Annotated in this window: 14 protein-coding genes; 6 read left to right on the forward strand and 8 right to left on the reverse strand. The window is 54.5% G+C overall.

Going from position 1 to position 19,764, the window contains the following annotated elements; genetic code table 11:
* Positions 1 to 204 precede the first annotated feature (204 nt).
* The 4 genes from ABDW36_RS13630 to ABDW36_RS13645 all read right to left on the reverse strand — a co-directional run bounded on the left by ABDW36_RS13630 (position 205) and on the right by ABDW36_RS13645 (position 3,769).
* Entirely contained in the window at positions 205 to 1,527 is a 1,323-nt protein-coding gene (locus tag ABDW36_RS13630; RefSeq protein ID WP_343702461.1) for a dihydrolipoamide acetyltransferase family protein, read from the reverse strand.
* A 48-nt stretch (positions 1,528 to 1,575) separates the two neighbouring features.
* Positions 1,576 to 2,823 (reverse strand): CinA family nicotinamide mononucleotide deamidase-related protein, encoded by a 1,248-nt coding sequence (locus ABDW36_RS13635; RefSeq protein WP_343702462.1) that lies wholly within the window; start codon positions 2,821 to 2,823, stop codon positions 1,576 to 1,578.
* Positions 2,824 to 2,844: 21 nt separating this feature from the next.
* Positions 2,845 to 3,252: a thioesterase family protein gene (locus ABDW36_RS13640; protein WP_343702463.1), complete on the reverse strand. Its 408-nt coding sequence runs from the start codon at positions 3,250 to 3,252 to the stop codon at positions 2,845 to 2,847.
* Positions 3,253 to 3,358: 106 nt separating this feature from the next.
* Positions 3,359 to 3,769 carry a DoxX family protein gene (locus ABDW36_RS13645; protein ID WP_343702464.1) on the reverse strand — a complete coding sequence of 137 codons (411 nt, stop codon included), beginning with the start codon at positions 3,767 to 3,769 and terminating at the stop codon, positions 3,359 to 3,361.
* 374 nt (positions 3,770 to 4,143) lie between these two features.
* On the opposite strand from ABDW36_RS13645, the gene ABDW36_RS13650 reads away from it, so the two are divergent.
* From ABDW36_RS13650 to ABDW36_RS13660, 3 genes are read left to right on the forward strand one after another with little or no spacing between them, the layout of a single operon-like run.
* On the forward strand, positions 4,144 to 7,218 hold the full coding sequence (locus ABDW36_RS13650) for a tetratricopeptide repeat protein (protein ID WP_343702465.1): 3,075 nt from the start codon (positions 4,144 to 4,146) through the stop codon (positions 7,216 to 7,218).
* A gap of 9 nt (positions 7,219 to 7,227) precedes the next feature.
* Entirely contained in the window at positions 7,228 to 8,859 is a 1,632-nt protein-coding gene (locus ABDW36_RS13655; protein ID WP_343702466.1) for a hypothetical protein, read from the forward strand.
* 35 nt (positions 8,860 to 8,894) lie between these two features.
* Complete coding sequence (locus ABDW36_RS13660) at positions 8,895 to 9,809, forward strand: hypothetical protein (RefSeq protein ID WP_343702467.1); 915 nt, start codon at positions 8,895 to 8,897, stop codon at positions 9,807 to 9,809.
* Between the two features lie 63 nt (positions 9,810 to 9,872).
* Here the strand turns inward: ABDW36_RS13660 and ABDW36_RS13665 are convergent, their stop codons facing one another.
* A complete protein-coding gene (locus ABDW36_RS13665) occupies positions 9,873 to 10,790 on the reverse strand; it encodes an SDR family oxidoreductase (protein WP_343702468.1) in 918 nt (305 codons plus the stop codon).
* A 96-nt stretch (positions 10,791 to 10,886) separates the two neighbouring features.
* Entirely contained in the window at positions 10,887 to 12,986 is a 2,100-nt protein-coding gene (locus tag ABDW36_RS13670; RefSeq protein ID WP_343702469.1) for a prolyl oligopeptidase family serine peptidase, read from the reverse strand.
* A gap of 225 nt (positions 12,987 to 13,211) precedes the next feature.
* On the opposite strand from ABDW36_RS13670, the gene pfkA reads away from it, so the two are divergent.
* A complete protein-coding gene (pfkA, locus tag ABDW36_RS13675) occupies positions 13,212 to 14,192 on the forward strand; it encodes a 6-phosphofructokinase (protein ID WP_343702470.1) in 981 nt (326 codons plus the stop codon).
* Between the two features lie 10 nt (positions 14,193 to 14,202).
* Complete coding sequence (gene pyk / locus ABDW36_RS13680; RefSeq protein ID WP_343702471.1) at positions 14,203 to 15,693, forward strand: pyruvate kinase; 1,491 nt, start codon at positions 14,203 to 14,205, stop codon at positions 15,691 to 15,693.
* A gap of 80 nt (positions 15,694 to 15,773) precedes the next feature.
* On the opposite strand, the gene ABDW36_RS13685 is transcribed toward pyk, so the two are convergent.
* Positions 15,774 to 16,946, reverse strand: a complete 1,173-nt coding sequence (locus tag ABDW36_RS13685; RefSeq protein ID WP_343702472.1) for an MFS transporter — start codon at positions 16,944 to 16,946, stop codon at positions 15,774 to 15,776.
* Between the two features lie 79 nt (positions 16,947 to 17,025).
* Here ABDW36_RS13685 and ABDW36_RS13690 point away from each other — a divergent pair, with 79 nt between their 5' ends.
* Entirely contained in the window at positions 17,026 to 18,381 is a 1,356-nt protein-coding gene (locus ABDW36_RS13690; RefSeq protein ID WP_343702473.1) for an NAD-dependent succinate-semialdehyde dehydrogenase, read from the forward strand.
* An 89-nt stretch (positions 18,382 to 18,470) separates the two neighbouring features.
* Here ABDW36_RS13690 and ABDW36_RS13695 read toward each other — a convergent pair whose 3' ends face one another.
* The gene (locus tag ABDW36_RS13695; RefSeq protein WP_343702474.1) at positions 18,471 to 19,706 is read right to left on the reverse strand and encodes a PmoA family protein; all 1,236 of its coding nucleotides are present in this window, start codon (positions 19,704 to 19,706) and stop codon (positions 18,471 to 18,473) included.
* Between the last annotated feature and the right edge of the window lie 58 nt (positions 19,707 to 19,764).

A 19,764-nucleotide genomic window follows, 5' to 3' on the forward strand; every position in this document is an offset into this window, starting at 1 on the left:
TCCCAGGATACTCCCAGGATGGTGCATGGGGAGTGTATGTTTTAGGCATAAACGCGGTTTTAGCAAATTCTCAAATAACGCATTTCCAATAACTTATAGCGACTTTTTGCGAAAATGACCCTTTAAAGCACGCACTCCCCCGGAACCTCAAAACAAGACCGCCCGGCAAGCCGGGCGGTCTCATATATCCTAAACTATTAACAATCAATATCCTCTGCCTGCATCGAAGTTTTCCAGCTCCTGCGCTACGGCGCTCAGGAAGGTGGAGCCCAGGGAGCCGTCTACGATGCGGTGGTCGTAAGAAAGGGAAAGGTACATCATATGCCGGATGGCAATAGAATCTCCCTGTTCCGTTTCTACCACTACGGGGCGCTTTTTAATGGCCCCTACGGCCAGGATGGCTACCTGGGGCTGGTTGATGATGGGCGTGCCGGTAAGGCTGCCGAAAGTGCCTACATTGGTGATGGTGAAAGTACCGTTCTGGGTATCTTCCGGTTTGAGGCGGTTTTGGCGGGCGGCGCCGGCCAGGCTGTTCACCTGTTTGGTGAGGCCTACCAGGTTCAACATGTCTGCGTTGCGGATCACCGGCACAATCAGGTTGCCGCTGGGCAGAGCGGTGGCCATGCCTATGTTGATGTCTTTTTTCAGGATGATCTTGTCACCGTCCAGCGAGCAGTTCACCAGCGGGAAACGTTTGATGCATTTCACTACTGCTTCCACGAACAGGGGCATGAAGGTGATCTTCTCCCCTTCGCGCTTTTCAAAATCCTTTTTCACGTTATCTCTCCAGCGTACCATATTGGTAACGTCCGCTTCGGCAAAGCTGGTTACATGCGGGCTGATCTGTTTGCTGCGCACCATGTGATCAGCTATCAGCTTGCGCATGCGGTCCATTTCAATGATCTCTACGTTGCCGCCGTAGCTGTTGGCAGCGGGTACGGTGGCTATTTCGCGGGCGGGCTGCGGCTGCGGCGCTTCGTGTACCACTTCCGGCTCCTGCACGGCGTTGCCGCGGTGGGCCACATATTCCAGGATGTCTCTTTTGGTAACGCGGCCGTCTGCGCCGGTGCCGGGAATTTTTTCCAGTTCGGCAAAAGGAATGCCTTCCTGCTGGGCAATGGTCAATACCAGTGGTGAATAAAAACGCGGCTCGCCGGAAGAGGGTGCGGGGGTTTCGCGCGCAGGCTCCTGGCGCGGGGGCGCCGTCTGGAACTTTGTTTCAGGCGCGGCGGCCTTTGTCTCCTGCACGGGCGGCGTAGCGGGAGATGCGGCCACAGTTGCGCCGGCCTCCGTTTGCACACGGGCTATCACCGTACCCACAGGCACCACATCGTTCTCGTTGTACAATATTTCAGTGATCTCTCCTTCCGCAATGGAAGGCACTTCACTGTCAACCTTGTCCGTAGCGATCTCCAGCACTGTTTCGTCCACCTTCACCTTATCTCCCGGCTTTTTGTGCCAGCGCAGGATGGTGGCTTCCATAATGCTTTCTCCCATTTTGGGCATCACCAGTTCGACTATTGCCATAAATGTGCTCGTTTTTGTGAATTAGTTAGATGACAAAAATAAGGGAAATTAGTTCTCCAGCCATTTCCGCAGTTCATTCATGGCGGCAATGCAGGTCATGTCCGTATTCCGCTCACGGTCATACCGGAAATGATAACGCCTGGTGCGGAGGCTGTTTTTTCCGCCCACGGCTATCCATACCGTGCCCACGGGCTTTTCGGCAGAACCGCCGTCTGGCCCCATAATGCCAGACACGGCTATCACGCAGTCTGTTCTTAACACTTCCAGCGCGCCGGCGGCCATTTCTTTCACCGTTTCTTCGCTCACGGCGCCGTATTGCTCCAGCGTAGCGGCGCGCACGCCCAGCACATTCATCTTTGTTTCGTTGGCATAACTCACTACGCTGCCTTTGAAATAAGCGGAGCTGCCGGCCACGGCGGTTACCATACTGGCTATTTTGCCGCCGGTACAGCTTTCTGCGGTGCCCAGCGTAAGCCCTTTCGCCTTCAGCAGCGCTCCCAGGATGACGCCCATAGGCTCATCCTGATCGGCCACGCGGATGTCTGCCAGCAGGGTTTTGAGTTCGGAAAATGCCTTGTTCATATCTGCTTCAGCAGCGGCCTTGTGCGGCGCAAAAGTGGTGAGCCGCAGCTTCAGCAGGCCGTAACTGGGCAGGTAGGCCAGCCTGATATGAGCAGGCAGCGCCGCTTCAAAATCTTTGATGCGCTCCGCTACGGAAGACTCTCCCTGCCCGCTGGTAATGAGGGTGTGGTGCAGCAAGGCCGGTGTGGCAAAACGCCGGCGGAGCTGCGGTAGCACATACCCTTCCATCATGCCTTTCATTTCATGCGGCACGCCGGGCATAGACACGTAGATGCGCCCGTTCTTTTCAAACCACATGCCGGGCGCCGTACCGCGCCCGTTCTGGATAACGGTGGCCACATCGGGCACCATGGCCTGTTGCAGGTTGCGCTCCAGCATGGGCAGGCCGCGGGTGTGCACAATGTTCATCACGTTCTGCAAAGCGCCGGCATCTTCCACCATTTTACCGCCGAAGTACTCGCAAAGCACGGGCTTGGTAATATCGTCAGCGGTAGGGCCTAATCCCCCGGTAATAAGAATGATGTGGGAATCCGCCTCTTCTTCATCCAGCGCGCGGATGATGGCCTGCCGGTCATCTCCCACCGCTACGCGCCGCTGCACCCAGATGCCCGCATCGTTGAGCTGCTGCGCCATCCAGGCGGAGTTGGTGTCAATGGTCTGTCCTATCAGCAGTTCGTCCCCGATGGTAATGAGGCTGGCATAGATCTTTTCCATATGGTCTGTTAAACATTTCGGTCAGAAAAAAGCCGCCAGCTTCTGCCGCATCACTTCCGGCATATGCATGCGCGTCTTGTTTTTTGCGTCTATGAACGCCAGCGTGGTAACGCCTACGTTCAGCAGCTCCCCCTTCTGGTTGTACAGCTCCGAGTGGAACTGTATTTTGTGGTTGTCAGGCAGCGATTTTAGTATAGTCTTCACCGTTATTACGTCGTCGTAGTACGCAGGCCGCAGGTATTTCACCTGCAGCTCGGCCACCGGCATGATCACGCCCTGCTCTTCCAGCTCCCGGTAAGTAAAGCCCAGCTGCCGGATGGCGTCTGTACGCCCTACTTCGTAATACAATGCATAGTTGCCGTAATAGAGATACCCCATCTGGTCCGTTTCGCCATACCGCACGCGAATATCTATGGTTGTACTGTACATGATAAAAAGAAAATTTGGTGTGTAAATGTAGCATATCCCCCATGCTCTCCCAAAAAGAAAAAGGGCGCACCGTAGAGATGCGCCCTTCCCTTTTTTCTTTTCCGTATTACTTGCCGATAGCGCCGTCAATAGAATATTTGCCGGGTCCGGTAATGAGTATCACCACAAAAGCCGCCAGAAAAAGCGCCGGCATTTCCTGCTTGCCCCATCCGTCTGCCCGGTGAATCATGAAGATGATCACGCTCATGCAGATGATCAGCGGAATGGTAGCCAGCCTTGTTACCAGGCCCAGCACCAGCAGCACGCCGCAAAACAGCTCCGCAAAAATGGTGAGCCCCAGCGAGGCGGATTTGCCGATGCCGAAAGGATCTGCAAACTGGGTGGAGTACTGTGAGAAATTCATCAGCTTGGGCCAGCCGTGGCGGTACGCTATCAGGCCGCCGAATACCAGGCGCAACACCAGTTGCGATAAGTGAACGGCCCCGTTGCTGAACCGCGCAGATAATAGTTTTTTCATAGATCAGAATTGGTTTGATTCTTGTTGAATAAGCGGGATTTTGATTTTAACCGCCAACCCGGCTCAAATTTAGATACTTTGTAATGTATATTATAATAAAAGTCAAATTTCGGGATTAAACTGTGAAAATCAAGGCGCCGGCATGCAAAGGCCGGGATAGTTATCCACATCCGGCAGTTTATCCACATAGGGTAGATAACCTGCCGCCTGCAAAAAAAGTATAATCTTTTATATTTGCTTCGTTTGTAAACCCCATCTTTGCCAATTTTAGGAGCCCGGTCAGCCACCCGGAAAATGCCGGACAGTCTTGCGTTCGAAATAATTCCGGTGCTGCGCCGTTTTAGAAAAAACATTACGTAATAACTATAAACAGCATGAAGCTATTCACTCGAAAGAATTTCCCTCTCCCTCCATTGCGCATACTCTTCCTTGCCGCGGGTATGGCAGGCGCCACCGCCGCCGCCGGCCAGCAAACCCGTATCTATACGGAGCCAGACAAAACTTTCAAGGAAGCGCAGCAATTGTTCCGGGAAGGAAAATACGCCGTATCCATGCAATTGTTCAAACAGACCATAGACGGCATCTCTTATTTCAAAGAGACCAACCGCTCCCTGGTGAATACGGACGCGCATTACTACTATGCCATGTGCGCGCTCAAACTGCAGAACGAAGATGCGGAGAAAAAAGCGCTCGATTTCCTGAAGTACTTCAACAACAGCGCGCGCGAGCAGATGGTGAGCTTCCAGCTGGCCCGATTCTATTTTCACCGCAACAAACTGACGGAGGCCATTCCTTACTACGAAAAAGCCAGTATAGACAACCTCTCCAACGAAGATATTGCAGACGCCAAGTTTGAGCTGGCCTATTGTTATTTCAACGTGAAGGATTTCAAAAAAGCGCAGCCGCTCTTTGCTTCCATCAAGGAAATCCAGAACAAGTACTACATACCGGCCAACTATTATTTCGGCTTCATTTCGTATTACAACAAACAGTACGCCGCGGCGCTCAACAGCTTCCAGCGGGTGCAGAACGAACCGAAATACAGCACGGTAGTACCTTACTACATTGCGGAGATCTACTACTTCCAGGGCAAGCAAGACCAGCTGATCAGCTACGCAGAGCCCCTGATCCGCAAAGGCAATATGTATTACGAAAGCGAGCTGAAAAAGCTGGTGGGCCAGGCTTACTTCGAGAAAAAAGACTACCCGAAAGCCCTGCCCTACCTGGAAGAATTTAACGAGAACGCGGAAGAGGTGAGGAAAGAAGACGTATACCAGCTCTCTTACACCTACTACCAGACCGCCAACCTCGAAAAGGCCATTGCCGGCTTCAAACAGCTGAGCAGCGAAAAAGACTCCCTGGGCCAGAACTCCATGTACCTGCTGGGAGACTGCTACCTGCGTACCGGCCAGAAGGCCAACGCGCGCAATGCCTTTGCCTACAGCGCCCGCAACAGCTCCAACCCCAAACAGCAGGAGATCAGCCGCTTCAACTACGGCAAGCTTTCTTTTGAGCTGGGTTACCAGGATGCCGCCATTGCGGAACTGACGGGCTTCATGAACAAATACCCCAACTCCGAATACAACAAGGAAGCGCGGGAAATACTGGTGCAGCTCTTTGCCAACACCAACAACTACAAGGAAGCGCTGGCCATTATGGACATGCTGCCGGAGAAAAGTCCCGCGGTGCTCAAAGCTTACCAGAAAATTGCCTACGGCCGCGCCACCCAGCTGGTGAATGACCAGCAGCTGGCGGAAGCAGACCGTTTGCTGGACGTCTCCCTCTCCCACCCGTATGACCAGCAGCTGGTGCAGCTGGCCCAGTTCTGGAAAGGGGAAATTGCGCTGCGCCAGGGCAATGCAGACAAGGCCATCACCAGCCTGCAGGCTTATTTCAATACCGGTACCACGCCCGTATCAGGAGAGGCCAACCCGCAGAACGCAGCGTACAACATGGGCTACAGCCTGCTGAAAAAAGAGCAGTACGCCAGCGCCCTGCCCTACTTTGAGAACGCGCAGCGGGCCAGCGGGCCCAATGCCGGCCGCATTGCCACAGACGCGCTGCTGCGCGCGGCAGACTGCCACTACATGCTGCGTGACTTTCCGAAGGCCACCAGCCTGTATGACCAGGTGATCAATGCTAACCAGCCCGGCGCAGACTACGCGCTGTACCAAAAAAGCATCATCCTGGGCATCCAGGGCAAACACAGCGAAAAGCTCAACCTGCTCAAACAGCTGGGCAACCAGTTCCCCACCTCCGGTTTTAACAACGAAGCGGAAATGGAGATCGCAGATACCTACCTGAGCGACGAGCGGTATAACGAAGCCATTCCCCACCTGAAAAGCGTGCTGCAAAAGCAGCCGGAAGGGCAGGCCGCACCCCGTGCGCTGCTGAAGCTGGGCCTGGCCTATTTCAATACCAACCAGCATAACACCGCCCTGCAGTACTTCCGCCAGGTGGTAGAGAAATTCCCGAACTCCAATGAAGCCAACCAGGCGCTGCAGAACGTGCGCAATATTTATGTAGACCAGGGTAAAACGGACGATTACCTGGCGCTGTTGAAAGCCTCCGGCAAATCCGTATCCGCCTCCGCGGAAGATTCCATCACTTACGCCGCGGCCGAGACCCGCTTCAGCAATGGTGACTATGCCGGGGCCATCACCGCCTTCACCAGTTACCTGCAGAAGTACCCCAGCGGGCAGTTTGCCCTGCAGGCCAGCTTCTACAAAGCAGAATGCCTCTATAACAATAAAGACTACGCCGCCGCCCTGCCCGCGTATGAGTTTGTGCTCACCCGCGGCAACAGCCCCTTTGCAGAAAGGGCCGCCCTGCAGGCTGCTTACCTGAACTACTACCAGGTAAAAGATTATGCGAAGGCGAAAGAATATTACGAGCAGCTGAACACGCTGGCCACCACCAAAGACAATACGCTGGCCGCCACCCGCGGGCTGCTGCGCAGCAACTACCAGCTGAAGAACTGGGAAGCCGTGGCGCCGCTGGCAGAGCAATTGCTCTCTGCGGCCAACATCAGTACAGACGACCAGATCATTGGCCACTTCTACCTGGGCAAGGCCCAGCAGGAGAAGCAGGCGTATGATGAGGCCATCAGCGAGTTCAAGATCGTGACCGGCCTCACCAAATCGGAAATAGGCGCCGAAGCCCGGTACAACATTGCCAAATGTTACCTTGACAAAAACGACCTGGCCGCTGCAGAAAAAGCCGGTTTTGACGTGATCAAGAACACTTCCTCCTACGAGCTGTGGACGGCCAAAGCCTACATTCTGCTGGGAGATGTGTACTTCCGCCAGAAAGACTATTTCAACGCCAAAGCCACTTTCCAGAGCATTGCGGAAAACTGCCCCATACCGGAGCTGAAAGCGGAAGCCAAAGACAAGCTGGCCAAAGCGGAAGCAGAAGAAAAAGCAGGTTCCAAAATCAAACAGCCTTAATCAGAGAACATGAACTTAAAACATATCACAGCGCTATCAGTACTTGGCCTCAGCCTGCCGTTTGCCGCCATGGCCCAGAAGGATACGCTCAAGCAGGAAACGATAGACATCATCTCCAAATACCAGCCCAAGCTGCCCGGCGCGGCCAAGCTGAACCTCACGGCCTCCCTGCCGGGACTGGATACCAGCCGCCCCCGGCTGGGCTACCAGGTGCCCGCGCTGAACCTGTACTTTATGTACCAGCCGGTGCCCTTGCGGCCGCTGGCGCTGGGGAAAGACACTTCCTCCCTGCAGCTGCAGAATAATTACGTGAAGCTGGGCTACGGCAACCTCTCCACTCCCCTGGTGCAGGCCGGGTTTGGCAGCGGGCGGCAAGACAAGTACAACTTCGGCCTGTTCTTCAACTACACCTCCTCCCAGGGAGATATCGAGAACCAGGACTATACCAATATGAACGTGCTGGCCTCCGGCACTTACTTCAGCCCCCTGTTCGAGATCAACGGCAGCCTGGCCTACAACCTGAACCGCGTGCACTACTACGGCTATGACCACAGCGTGCAGGAGTTCAAAAAATCAGACATCCGGCAAACCTTCAATGAAGTGATTGCCAAAGTGGGCCTGAAAAACCGCCCGCAAAACGACTGGGGCTTCCAGTTCAACCCCAACGCCCAGTTCATTGTGTTCGGAGACTCGTACAAAAGGATGGAGAACACCGTGGTGCTGAAAGCCCCCATCCGCAAACAGCTCTTTGAAGACATCTGGATCAAGGCGGAAGGTATTGCAGCCCTGAGCACCTTCAAGCAAGACAATAACGAGACCATCAACAACAACGTGGCGGCCGTACACCCCGCCGTGGAAGTGACAAAACCGGGCTTTATGCTGCACGCCGGCGTAAACCCTACCTGGACCAACGGGAAATTCTACCTGCTGCCGGACATTGTGAACGAATCTCACCTGATCCGTAAAAAACTCATCCTGAGCAGCGGCTGGATATCTTACATAGACAAGAACAATTACCGCAACCTGGCCCACCAGAACCCTTTCATCAGCAACTTGCCCCCTACCATCTTCAACACCCGCGTGGAAGAAAAGTATACCGGCATCAAAGGCACCCTGGGCAGCCACTTTACGTACAACACCAAGTTTGCCTCTGTGATCTGGAGAGACCTGCCGCTGTTCGTGAACGATTCTACAGACGGCAAAAAGTTTAGCGTATACCGCGAAGAAGAGCTGAAGGCCTTCCAGCTGCATGCGGAAATAGGATACATACAGGAAGAGAAGTTCCAGGCCCGCCTGACGATGGACTGGTATAACTTCAACAAACAAAAAACGGAGCTGAAGCCCTGGGGCCTGCAGCCGTTCACGGCCAACCTTTTTGCCCAATACTCTTTCGGCAAAAAGTTCCACCTGAACGCCAACCTGTACACGCTCAGCGGCACTTACTACAAGCTGGTGCCCAGCAAAGACTTTGACAAAACCCAGCCCGCGCAAGACCTGAACGTGGGGGCCATCTACAACCTCACCAAAAATTTCAACCTCTGGCTGAACGCCAATAACGTGTTGAATTCCAGGTATGAGCGCTGGAACGGCTATGAGAGCTACGGGTTCAACATACTGGGCGGCATAACGGTTAAGTTTTAAATGCGTAAACTTGCACACAAATTGACCAGGCCTACATGTTACAGAACTATATAACAGACGTACTTTTCAAGCAGCAGACCTGTTCCATTCCGCAGGTGGGCACCTTCACCATCCAGCACATCCCCGCGCATTATTCGGTGGTGGAGCAGGTGCTGACGCCGCCCCGCCAGCAGGTGAACTTTGAGACCCGCTGGGAAGACGATGGCTCCTGCCTGCACTGGATATCCCAGAAGGAGAACCTCGTAGAGCAGGTGGCCCGGTTAAAAATGGAAAAATACCTGCAGGAATTCCGCGAGAGCCTGCAAACCGGCCAGCCGGTAGACCTGCCGGGCATCGGCAACCTGCGGCTGGACCCCTTCGGCCAGGTGCGTTTTACCCCGCAGGAGCTGCCAGACGCCTGGCAGCCCATTCCCCTGCAGCCCGTGCTGCGCCCGGAAGTGGCGCCGAAAGTATTGCAGGGCAATACGGAAGTGGTGAACCATGAAGTAGTAGAGCACACTACGGTAGTACCCGAAGAATTTGAGAGCCAGGGCCGCTTCAGGTGGTGGTGGGTAGCCGTGCCCGCCGTGGCGATAGCCGGCGTGGTGAGCTTCTTTTTACTGAAAGACCAGTTTTCCGGCTATACACCTGTACAGGAAACAACCGCTACCCCGCCTGCCGCCATCGAGGAAGAGGACAGCGTGCAGGCAGCGCCTGTTGTACCCGCGGAGCCGGTGAGTGACAGCATTACTTACTACGTGGTGTTCCAGACCTTCAAAACCAGGGAAACGGCAGAGAAGAACTACGCCAAACGCCTGGCATGGGGGCATAAGGAAGTAGTGCTGTATACCTCCAAAGATTCTACACAATACAACCTGGCGGTGAAGTTTCATACATTGCCGGCAGATACCGCGCAGGCAAAAGACTCCGTAGCGCTGAAATTTTCGGCGCCGGTGAGAATAGAATACTAGCACATCTTATAAAAGAAAAAGCCCTGTAACCAGGCTGGTTACAGGGCTTTTTTATGTGTTGCATCATGCGCCGTTGTCTTTTGCCGCGGGCCCCTCTCCCAGTATCGCCTTCAGCCCTTCTTCAAAACTGTGTGGCGAATAGCCCAGTTCCTTTTCCGCTTTCTCAATGATGAAGCCTGTTTTGGCCGGCCTTTTGGCGGGCTGCCGGAAGCTGGTGGCGTCTACCTTTTCAAAGAGGCGCGTGTCCAGGTTGAGGTAGTGGGCCACCTGTACGGCCATGTCGTACGGGGTGAGCATGTCTTTCCCGGAAAGGTGGAACACGCCCTGCGCACGTTTGTCTATAATGAGGCGGCAGCCTTCCGCCAGGTCTTGCACCAGGGTAGGCGTGCGCCACTGGTCATTCACCACTTTGAGCTTTTTCTTCTGCTCCAGGTTGTTTTTTACCCAGGTAATGATGTTGCTGCGGCGCGGGTCATCAGCCAGGCCGTATACGAGTACGGTGCGGGCAATGGCCCAGGGCACTTTGGCCTGTTTAACGATGCGCTCCGCCGCGGCCTTGCTGGCGCCGTAGTAATTAACGGGGTTGATGGGGTCATCTTCGCGGTAGGGGCCGCCCAGGCCGTCAAATACAAAGTCTGTAGACAGCAACAGAAAAAACGAGCCTGTTTTTTCCGCGCCCTGCAGCAGGTAGCGCGTGGCGGTAACGTTGGCCATCCAGCAGGCGTCTTTGTTGCGCTCGCAATCATCCGCCTGCGTCATGGCCCCGGCATGAATGATGGCCTCCGGCCGGTGGCGTTCCACCAGGCCTTTCACGCCCGCTTCATCTCCCAGGTTCACTGACTCGTAAAGGTACCCTTCCTGCATTTTCAGCCGGTTGGGCCCCCTGCCGGTGGCTACTACCTCATATCCCGGCATGGAGCAAAGGCGTTGTATGAGGTACTGCCCAAGGAGGCCGTTGCTTCCTGTTATTAAAACTTTCATTGGAATATAATTGGTCTTTTAGCCATTCATCATGTTAATATACTAAAACGCCGCGTAACTGTGATGGTACGCGGCGTTATTAGTCCTGAAAAATTGTTAAATGTGCATTCCCAGGTTATACATGGTGAAGGCCCAGATGTCTGTAGCCTCATCTATCAGTTTGGAAGTAGGCTTGCCCGCGCCGTGGCCCGCCTGCGTTTCAATGCGTATCAGCACCGGGTTGGGGCCTTTGTGCGCCTCCTGCAGGGTGGCGGCAAACTTGAAGGAATGCGCCGGTACCACGCGGTCATCATGATCTGCCGTGGTAACCAGGGTAGCCGGGTAAGCGGTGCCTTTTTGGAGGTTGTGGAGCGGTGAGTATTTCAGCAGGTAATCGAACTGCTCCGGTTTTTCGCTGGAGCCATATTCAACTACCCAGGCCCAGCCAATGGTGAACTTCTGGAAGCGGAGCATGTCCATCACGCCCACTGCCGGCAGCGCTACCTTAAACAGCTCCGGCCGCTGCGTCATGGCCGCACCCACCAGCAAACCGCCGTTAGAACCGCCACGGATGGCTATTTTGGAAGGGCTGGTATATTTCTCCCTGATGAGGAATTCCGCCGCGCCAATAAAATCGTCAAACACGTTCTGCTTGTTCTGCAGCATGCCCGCCTTGTGCCAGGCCTCGCCATACTCGTTGCCGCCCCGCAGGTTCACCACTGCATAAATACCGCCCTGCTCCATGAAGAAGAGGTTGGACACGGAGAAGCCCGGCGTCATGGGAATGTTGAACCCGCCATAGCCGTAGAGCAGCAGGGGGTTATTACCGTCCAGCTTGATGCCTTTTTTGTAGGAAAGGAACACGGGCACGTTAGTGCCGTCCTTGCTGCTGAAAAACACCTGTTTGGTCTCGTACTCGGCCGGGTTGAACTTCACTTCCGTTTTGCGGAACAAATCCGATTTCCCGCTGGCAATATCGTATTTGTAGATGGTGGGCGGCGCTACAAAAGAGGTGAAGGTGTAGAACAGCGTTTTATCTTCCGCCTTGCCGCCGAAGCCGCCGGCCGTACCAATGCCGGGCAGGTCTATTTTCCGCTCCAGCTGGCCGCTGCGGTCATATTGCATAATGCGGGTAGAGGCATGTTTCAGGTAGCTGGCAAACAGCTTGCCGCCGGCCGTGCCCACACCCAGCAGTACCTCCTCCTGTTCGGGGATGATGGTTTGCCAGTTTTCTTTGGCCGGGTTTTTCGGGTCTACCAGCACTACCTTGAAGTTGGGCGCATCCTGGTTCGTTTTCACCAGCAGCTTGTCTCCCACATTGTCTATCACATCAGGGTCTGTAGCAAAACCTTTGATCAGCAGTTTAAATTCTTTTTGTGATGCGTCCTGCAGATCGCGGTACCACAGTTCGTTGCCGCTGGTGCCTTCCGTAGTGCTCAGGATGAGGAAGCGCTCATCTTCCGTTAACCCGGCGCCGGCGTTGCGGAGCGGGTGCTCCTTGTCTACGTACACCAGCTCGTCCTGCTCCTGCGTATCTCCCACTTTGTGATAATACACTTTATGGAACTCGTTCTTTTTGGAGAGTTTGCTTTGTTCATCAGGCGCGTCGTAACGGCTGTAGTAGAAGCCGTGGCCTTTCCAGGAGAGGCCGGAAAACTTGATCCAGTCCAGCTTGTCTGCCAATACCTGTTTGGTGGCCACGTCCATCACAAACCCCTGCTGCCAGTCTGAGCCGGCCTTGGCAATGAGGTAAGCGCAGTACTTCCCGTCTTTGGAAAAGCTCAGGCTGCCCAGTGCGGCAGTGCCCTTGTCTGAGAGCTTGTTGGGGTCTATGAACACCTCCGGCGTACCGTTCAGGCCCAGCTGGCGGTACAGCACGGCCTGGTTCTGCAGCCCGTCATTCTTGTAGAAGTAATAGTGCTCCCCTTCACGGAAGGGCGTGCCGTAGCGCGGGTAGTTCCACAGCTCTTCCAGCCTTTTTTTGATCTTTTCCCTGTAAGGAATGGCAGACAGGTAGCCCTGGGTTACTTTATTTTGCGCTTCTACCCACTCCTTCGTTTCTTCGCTGTGGTCATCTTCCAGCCAGCGGTAGGGGTCTGCAATTTTTTTCCCGTGATAGTTGTCTACAGTATCCACTTTTTTCGTGACCGGGTAGGTAACAGGGATTTGTTGCTGCGCCAGGGCGGTACCTGCCGCAAAAGTTGTCATTACACTCATAGCAGCTAGCTTATTAATAATAGTTGGCATACGTAAGTTTTTAAAAAAAATTTACCCTTTATTTGATTAAAATTAAAAATTTAGGTTATTTCATCGAACAACCGATAGGAAACTACCAAAAAATGTTAATTTTGTGCGCCCTTTAAAAGGACGGGAACGTAGGCAAATTACTATGAAATACCATTCGATGTGGCGGCCATAGTAGAAAATATATAAGATCTCACAATGAAGAAAGTGAACAACATCGCAGTTCTTACCTCCGGGGGCGATGCACCGGGGATGAACGCAGCCATCAGGGCGGTAGTAAGGACCGGCATCTACAATCATCTGAATGTGTATGGCGTAATGTACGGGTATAAGGGGATGCTGACCGGCGAAATCTTTCCTATGGAATCCAAATCTGTGGCCAACATCATCCAAAGAGGGGGCACAGTGCTGAAAACGGCCCGTTGCAAGGAGTTCTATGAAGCCGATGGCCGCAAACGCGCCTATGAGAACCTGAAAAAATTCGGGATAGACGGGCTGGTGGTAATTGGCGGAGACGGCTCTTTCAAGGGAGCGCAGAAATTCAGCCAGGAGTTCGATATTCCCTGCATAGGCCTCCCCGGCACTATAGACAAAGACATTGCGGGCTCCGACTTCACTATTGGTTTTGACACGGCGGTAAACACGGCCGTGGAAGCAATTGACAAGATACGCGATACGGCGGATGCGCATGACAGGCTTTTCATCATTGAAGTGATGGGCCGGGACGCCGGTTACATTGCCCTTCACAGCGGCATTGCCACCGGTGCGGAGCACATCCTGATGCCGGAGCGCAAAACCGATATAGATGACGTGATCAACGAGCTGACCGCCAACGAGCGCCGCCAGAAAATGGTGAACCTCATTGTTGTGGCGGAAGGTGACGAGTTTGGCGGTGCGGACGAAGTGGCCCGCCACGTAAAAGAAAGAATGCCCCAGCTGGATACGCGGGTGTGCATCCTGGGCCACATCCAGCGCGGCGGCTCCCCTACCTGCATAGACCGCCTTATAGCCAGCAGAATGGGTTACGCCGCGGTAACCGCCCTCATGGAAGGTACCCACAACGTGATGATAGGCATCGTCAACAACAAAATCCAGTACACTCCGCTTGACAAAGCCGTAAAGGCCAAGCAGAAAATTGACCCGGAGTGGTTCAAAATTGTAAAAATTCTTGCGAGTTAAATAAACGTCTATGAGTACAAAAGATCTGTCCAAGTACTATCACAAAGGAATGGACAATGAAGCCGGACTGGCGCATTCAAAGCAGAAAACCAAGATTGTAGCCACTGTTGGCCCGGCTTGTGATACCTATGAGAAATTATTGGAGCTCGTAAAGGCAGGGGTGAACGTATTCCGCCTGAACTTCTCTCACGGCAGCCATGAAGACAAGCTGAGGATCATCGGTTACATCCGCGAGATCAACAAAACAGAACCTTACAACATTGCCATACTGGCAGACCTGCAGGGCCCGAAGCTGCGCGTGGGCGAGATCGAGAACAACGCCCTGCCGCTGAAAACGGGAGACATTCTCACCTTCACCACGGAAAAATGCGTGGGCAACATGGAAAAGATCTACGTATCCTACCATGACCTGCACAAAGACGTGCGCCCCGGCCAGAAAATATTGCTGGACGACGGCAAGATAGAAACCGTGGTAAAAGAAGTAACGCCTGACCATCTGATCAAAGCAGAAGTATTGCTCGGTGGCGTGCTCTCTTCCAAGAAAGGTTTCAACCTCCCTGATACCAAGGTATCCCTGCCGGCGCTGACCGAAAAGGACGTGGAAGACCTGGAGTTCATCATTGACCAGGAGTGTGACTGGGTGGCGCTGTCTTTTGTACGCAACGTAAAAGACCTGGGCCTGCTGCGCAAACGCCTGGCAGAGCGCCAGTCTAAAATGAAGATCATTTCCAAGATCGAAAAGCCGGAAGCTATCCAGAACCTGAAAGAGATCATCTGGGAAAGTGACGGCGTAATGATAGCCCGTGGCGACCTGGGCGTGGAGCTGCCCGTAGAGCAGATACCCATGATCCAGAAAGACATTATCCGCAAATGTATTCACCGTGCCAAACCCGTGATTGTGGCTACGCAGATGATGGAGAGCATGATAGACCGCACCCGCCCCAACCGCAGCGAGATCACAGACGTGGCCAACGCCGTGCTGGAAGGTGCGGATGCCGTGATGCTGAGCGGCGAGACCGCCACCGGCAACCACCCTACCCTCGTGATCCAGACCATGCGCAAGATCATCGGTGAAGTGGAAAAGGAAAGCATCATCTACAACCGCAACCTGATCCCCCACCGCCACTCGCCCACCTTCCTGAGCGACGCGCTGTGCTACAACGCCTGTAAAATTGCGGAAGACCTGGAATCTGACGCCCTGATAGGCATGACGCAAAGCGGCTACACCGGCTTTATGCTGAGCAGCTACCGCCCTAAATCGCCGCTGTTCATCTTCACGAAAGAAAAAACGCTCGTAAACCAGCTGAGCCTCAGCTGGGGCGTACGCGCCTTCTATTACGGTGAAGAGGAAAGCCTGGACGATATTTTCCATGACCAGATCAACATCCTGAAAGAACGCGGCTTCCTGAAAGGGAATGACGTGGTGGTGAACACCGGCAGCACGCCCATCAAGGAGCACCTGCCCACCAACATGCTGAAAATTACGAAGGTGCCGGAATAAGATACGGCGCTGATATAATTAAAACGGCCGGCTGCACAGGATGTAGCCGGCCGTTTTGTATGTATAAAGCTGTTTTTATGCTACACCGGCATTGTACCCTCCCGCCGGTATGTTGCACTGTAAATTCCCAGGCAGATCACCATCAGCCCCACTCCTGCCAGGCAAACGCCGCCCCATTTGGCGATGTCCCACACCCAGAGGCCAATGCCTGAACCCAGGGAGGTGCCTACGAAGCTCACCGTCATGTATACCGTGTTCATGCGGTTGCGCGCCTCGGGCAGCAGGGCGTAGATGCGCGTCTGGTTCGATACGTGTACGCCTTGCAAGCCCAAATCAAGCAGAATGATGCCCACCACGATGCCCGCAATGGAGCTGCGGAACAGCCAGAAGATCACAAAGCCCGCCAGTATGCAGGCAATACCGTAACCGATGGCTATGCGCGGGTTTTTCCTGTCCGCGATTCTGCCAATGAGCGGGGCGCCCAGCGCGCCGGTAGCAGCAGCCAGGCCCATGAGGCCAATTACGTCACTACCATAGCTGAAGGGAGGATTGGACAGCAGGAACACGGAAGTAGTCCAGAACAGCCCGAACACGGCAAAGGCGCAGGCGCTGATCAGGGATGCCTCGCGGAGCAGCGGCTGCTCTTTCACTAACGTGAACACGGAACGCATCAGCGCGCCGTAGCTGCCGGAAAAAGACGGTTTGCTGGAAGGGAAAGAAAAGAACATGACAACGAGCAGCAGCAGGGAAATACCGCCCGCTATCCAGAACATGGCGCGCCAGCCCAGGTGCTGGCCTACCACGCCGCTGATGGTACGGGAAAGCAGTATGCCTATCAGCAGGCCGCTCATGATGGCCCCTATCACCTTGCCGCGGCGCTCAGGCGCCGCCAGGCTGGCCGCCATGGGCAATATCAGCTGCGGTACAATGGAGGTGAAGCCGATGACAAAACCCATCACCTTCATCATGGTGATGTTCACAGAAAGCGCCGTGGCAAAAAGCGCGGCTACGGCCAGCGCCGTCATGGCCATGATCTGGCTTTTCCGCTCCAGCTTGTCTCCCAGCGGCACGCAAAACAGCAGGCCCAGCGCATACCCTATCTGTGTAAAAAAAGTGACCTGGCCGGCGTTCGACTCGGACACCGAAAACTCCCTGCTCATCAATACCAGCAAGGGTTGGGCGTAGTAAATATTGGCTACGATGAGGCCTGTACAGAGGGCCATCACCGCTATGTTCAACTTGCTTAAAGACATGTTCCGTTTACGTTAAGGCTGCAAAGTTATGCCTTTTGCAACAAGTGTACCGGCCCTCTAAATTCCTTAACTTTATAGAATGACGTTCAAGAGCATTTACCCTTTCACACAGGAGACCATTGCGGAATACCCCGCGCATACCAAAGAAGAGATAGAAAGCCGGCTGCAACACGGCTGGCAGGCCTTTTCCGCATTGCGGCAGGCGGGTACGGAGCAACGCGCCGCGTGGATGATGCAGGCGGCCGCCCTGCTGAAAAGCCAGGCTACGGAGCACGGCACGCTTATTTCCCGGGAAATGGGCAAAACGCTGAAAGAAGCAAAGGCCGAAGTGGAAAAATGCGCTTCCACGGCAGAATCCTACGCCAACAATATTGGCGCCATGCTGCAGCCGCGGCTGATCACTACCGAAGGAAAAAAGAGCTACGCGGCCTTTGAGCCCAAAGGCATCATACTGGCCATTATGCCCTGGAACTTCCCGTACTGGCAGGTATTCCGCTTTGCCATTCCCAACCTGCTGGCGGGCAACGCCGTGGTGTTGAAACACGCCAGCAACGTAAGCGGCTGCGGCCTGGCCATCGAAAAACTTTTCCTGGAAGCAGGCTTCCCGGAGGGGGCTTTCCAGGCGCTGCTGGTATCTTCCAAAGACATGGAGCCCGTCATTGCAGACCCGCGCATACAAGGCGTAACCCTTACCGGCAGCACGCCCGCGGGTATGAGCGTGGCCGCGCTGGCAGGCAAATACATCAAAAAGACCGTGCTGGAGCTGGGCGGCAGCGATCCCTTTATTGTACTGAAAGACGCCAACCTGGCCGAAGCGGCGAAAATTGCCGTAAAGGCCCGCATGCAGAACGCCGGCCAGTCATGCATTGCCGCCAAACGCTGGATAGTGGAAAAACCCGTAGCGGAAGATTTTATACAACAGGTGCAGTCTATCATCAGTTCCATGCAACAGGGAGACCCTTTTCTGCCAGACACAGATACCGGCCCCATGGCCCGCACAGACCTGGCAGATGAAATTGCCCGGCAAATGGAACAAAGCATTGAAAAAGGCGCGCAGCTGCTGGCTGGCGGAGAGCAGCAGGGCTGCAACTTCACTCCTGCCCTGCTCACGGGCGTACAGCCCGGCATGCCCGCGTTTGATGAAGAAACCTTTGGCCCGCTGGCCGCGGTGATCACCGCGCACGATGAGGCCGCGGCCATCCGCCTGGCCAACCAGACCCCATTTGGGCTGGGCGCCGCGTTATGGACAAAAGACCTGGAAAAAGCTGCGCGCCTGGCCACGCTGATAGACAGCGGCAATGTGTTCATCAACACCATGGTGCGCTCAGACGCACGGCTGCCCTTCGGCGGAGTGAAACAATCCGGCTACGGGCGGGAACTGTCAGTAGAGGGGGCGCATGAGTTCCTTAACATCAAGACGGTGTTTATAGCATAGCTGCGCGCGGCAGCGTGTTACCCGGACGGGGCTTATAGAGAGCCTGCTCACGTTCAGCAACGTCATGATGTTGCTGCTTTTCATTGCTCCTATTTCACCAGCTTGCCAGACACCTGCACGGGGTGCGCAAAATCATTCCAGTACGCTTCCGCCTGCTCTGCGGTCAGGTCTTTATCAAAAGTGATCACACGGTAAGACTGGGTGTAGGTTTTGCCGGGCTGCAACGTCCAGCTGTAGTCTTTAGTAGGGCTGAACATGCCGAACACCTGGCCGTGCTGGTCTTTTTCAGGCCATATGCGCACCGGCTGCGGCGCCCTGAAGTTGGCGGGGGCAGACAGCACCAGCAAGCCGGCCATACCTTCCTGCAGGTTGCCGGCTATTTTGAACCAGCGGGCGTGGGTAGAGTCTGCATTCTTCCTGGTCTTTCCTTCCGAAGTGAGCACGCTGCTGTTCTCATTGTTCCACTCCGCATTACCCCTGATGGCAAAGCCGCCGCCATAGCGGTATTTGTTAAGGGTGATAGGAGATGAAGTGGCGCACTGCAATTGTGACGTAAAATCCCACATAAACGTTTTGCCGTCAGAAGGGTATACGTCTACGTCCCACACTTCGTTCATGGCCACTTTTTCCGTGCCGTTCTTTTTGAACACCACATGCTCCTGCAGCGCGCTGAAACCGCCGGTTTTGGACAAGAACTTGCTGAAGCGCACGGTGCCGGAGCGTTTTTTCAGGTTCCAGAAATCTACCGTTTCTCCTTCAAACTCCGTATCCGTCCAGGGGTTCCAGATGCCGTAGTGATGGTAATGGTCTTTGGGCTGAACGTTGGTGAGCACCTTGCCGCCCGGCGTCCAGGCCGGGTGAATAAAACCGCCGCGGCGGAACGCCGTCTCCACTCCCGGAGGCGGTTCCATAATAGTGTACTGGTAGCGCAACACCGGGTGTTTGCCGGCCAGTACGGTGAGCGTGCGCTGGTCATCTTCTACCGTTACCTGCTTACTTTCCGGCAGCTCCGCGCCTTCCTTCCCCCTCACCAGCTCATATTGCAGGGTAACGCCGGGTTTCACTTCCCCGTCCAGCTGCCAGGTGATGGCCGCGGGACTGGTTTGTACGCGTACAGGCACGGCCTTGCGGCTGCCATTGTTCAGCTGGTATAGCACCAGGCCTTCAGGGCTGTACTTTTTTGCATTGCCCAGCAAAAAGGTGACCGGTGTATTGTACCGGGTGTAGGCGCCTGTTTTTACGGTGATGCGCGCAACCGTTTGTGCGCCTGCGAGGTGTACTGCCATCAGTAACAGGAATGAAAGGAAATAACGTGGTTGAAGCATATTGAATCCGGTTGAAAAGCTTTCTGTAAAATAGGTATTCCCGCGGGTTTATGCAATA

It is taken from the genome of Chitinophaga sp. (genome assembly GCF_039596455.1).
GTDB lineage: Bacteria > Bacteroidota > Bacteroidia > Chitinophagales > Chitinophagaceae > Chitinophaga.

Bases quoted from the DNA above. Each gene is read 5' to 3' on its own strand.
- ABDW36_RS13630 (WP_343702461.1), bottom strand. From the start codon at position 1,527: ATGGCAATAGTCGAACTGGTGATGCCCAAAATGGGAGAAAGCATTATG.
- ABDW36_RS13635 (WP_343702462.1), bottom strand. From the start codon at position 2,823: ATGGAAAAGATCTATGCCAGCCTCATTACCATCGGGGACGAACTGCTG.
- ABDW36_RS13640 (WP_343702463.1), bottom strand. From the start codon at position 3,252: ATGTACAGTACAACCATAGATATTCGCGTGCGGTATGGCGAAACGGAC.
- ABDW36_RS13645 (WP_343702464.1), bottom strand. From the start codon at position 3,769: ATGAAAAAACTATTATCTGCGCGGTTCAGCAACGGGGCCGTTCACTTA.
- ABDW36_RS13650 (WP_343702465.1), top strand. From the start codon at position 4,144: ATGAAGCTATTCACTCGAAAGAATTTCCCTCTCCCTCCATTGCGCATA.
- ABDW36_RS13655 (WP_343702466.1), top strand. From the start codon at position 7,228: ATGAACTTAAAACATATCACAGCGCTATCAGTACTTGGCCTCAGCCTG.
- ABDW36_RS13660 (WP_343702467.1), top strand. From the start codon at position 8,895: ATGTTACAGAACTATATAACAGACGTACTTTTCAAGCAGCAGACCTGT.
- ABDW36_RS13665 (WP_343702468.1), bottom strand. From the start codon at position 10,790: ATGAAAGTTTTAATAACAGGAAGCAACGGCCTCCTTGGGCAGTACCTC.
- ABDW36_RS13670 (WP_343702469.1), bottom strand. From the start codon at position 12,986: ATGAGTGTAATGACAACTTTTGCGGCAGGTACCGCCCTGGCGCAGCAA.
- pfkA (WP_343702470.1), top strand. From the start codon at position 13,212: ATGAAGAAAGTGAACAACATCGCAGTTCTTACCTCCGGGGGCGATGCA.
- pyk (WP_343702471.1), top strand. From the start codon at position 14,203: ATGAGTACAAAAGATCTGTCCAAGTACTATCACAAAGGAATGGACAAT.
- ABDW36_RS13685 (WP_343702472.1), bottom strand. From the start codon at position 16,946: ATGTCTTTAAGCAAGTTGAACATAGCGGTGATGGCCCTCTGTACAGGC.
- ABDW36_RS13690 (WP_343702473.1), top strand. From the start codon at position 17,026: ATGACGTTCAAGAGCATTTACCCTTTCACACAGGAGACCATTGCGGAA.
- ABDW36_RS13695 (WP_343702474.1), bottom strand. From the start codon at position 19,706: ATGCTTCAACCACGTTATTTCCTTTCATTCCTGTTACTGATGGCAGTA.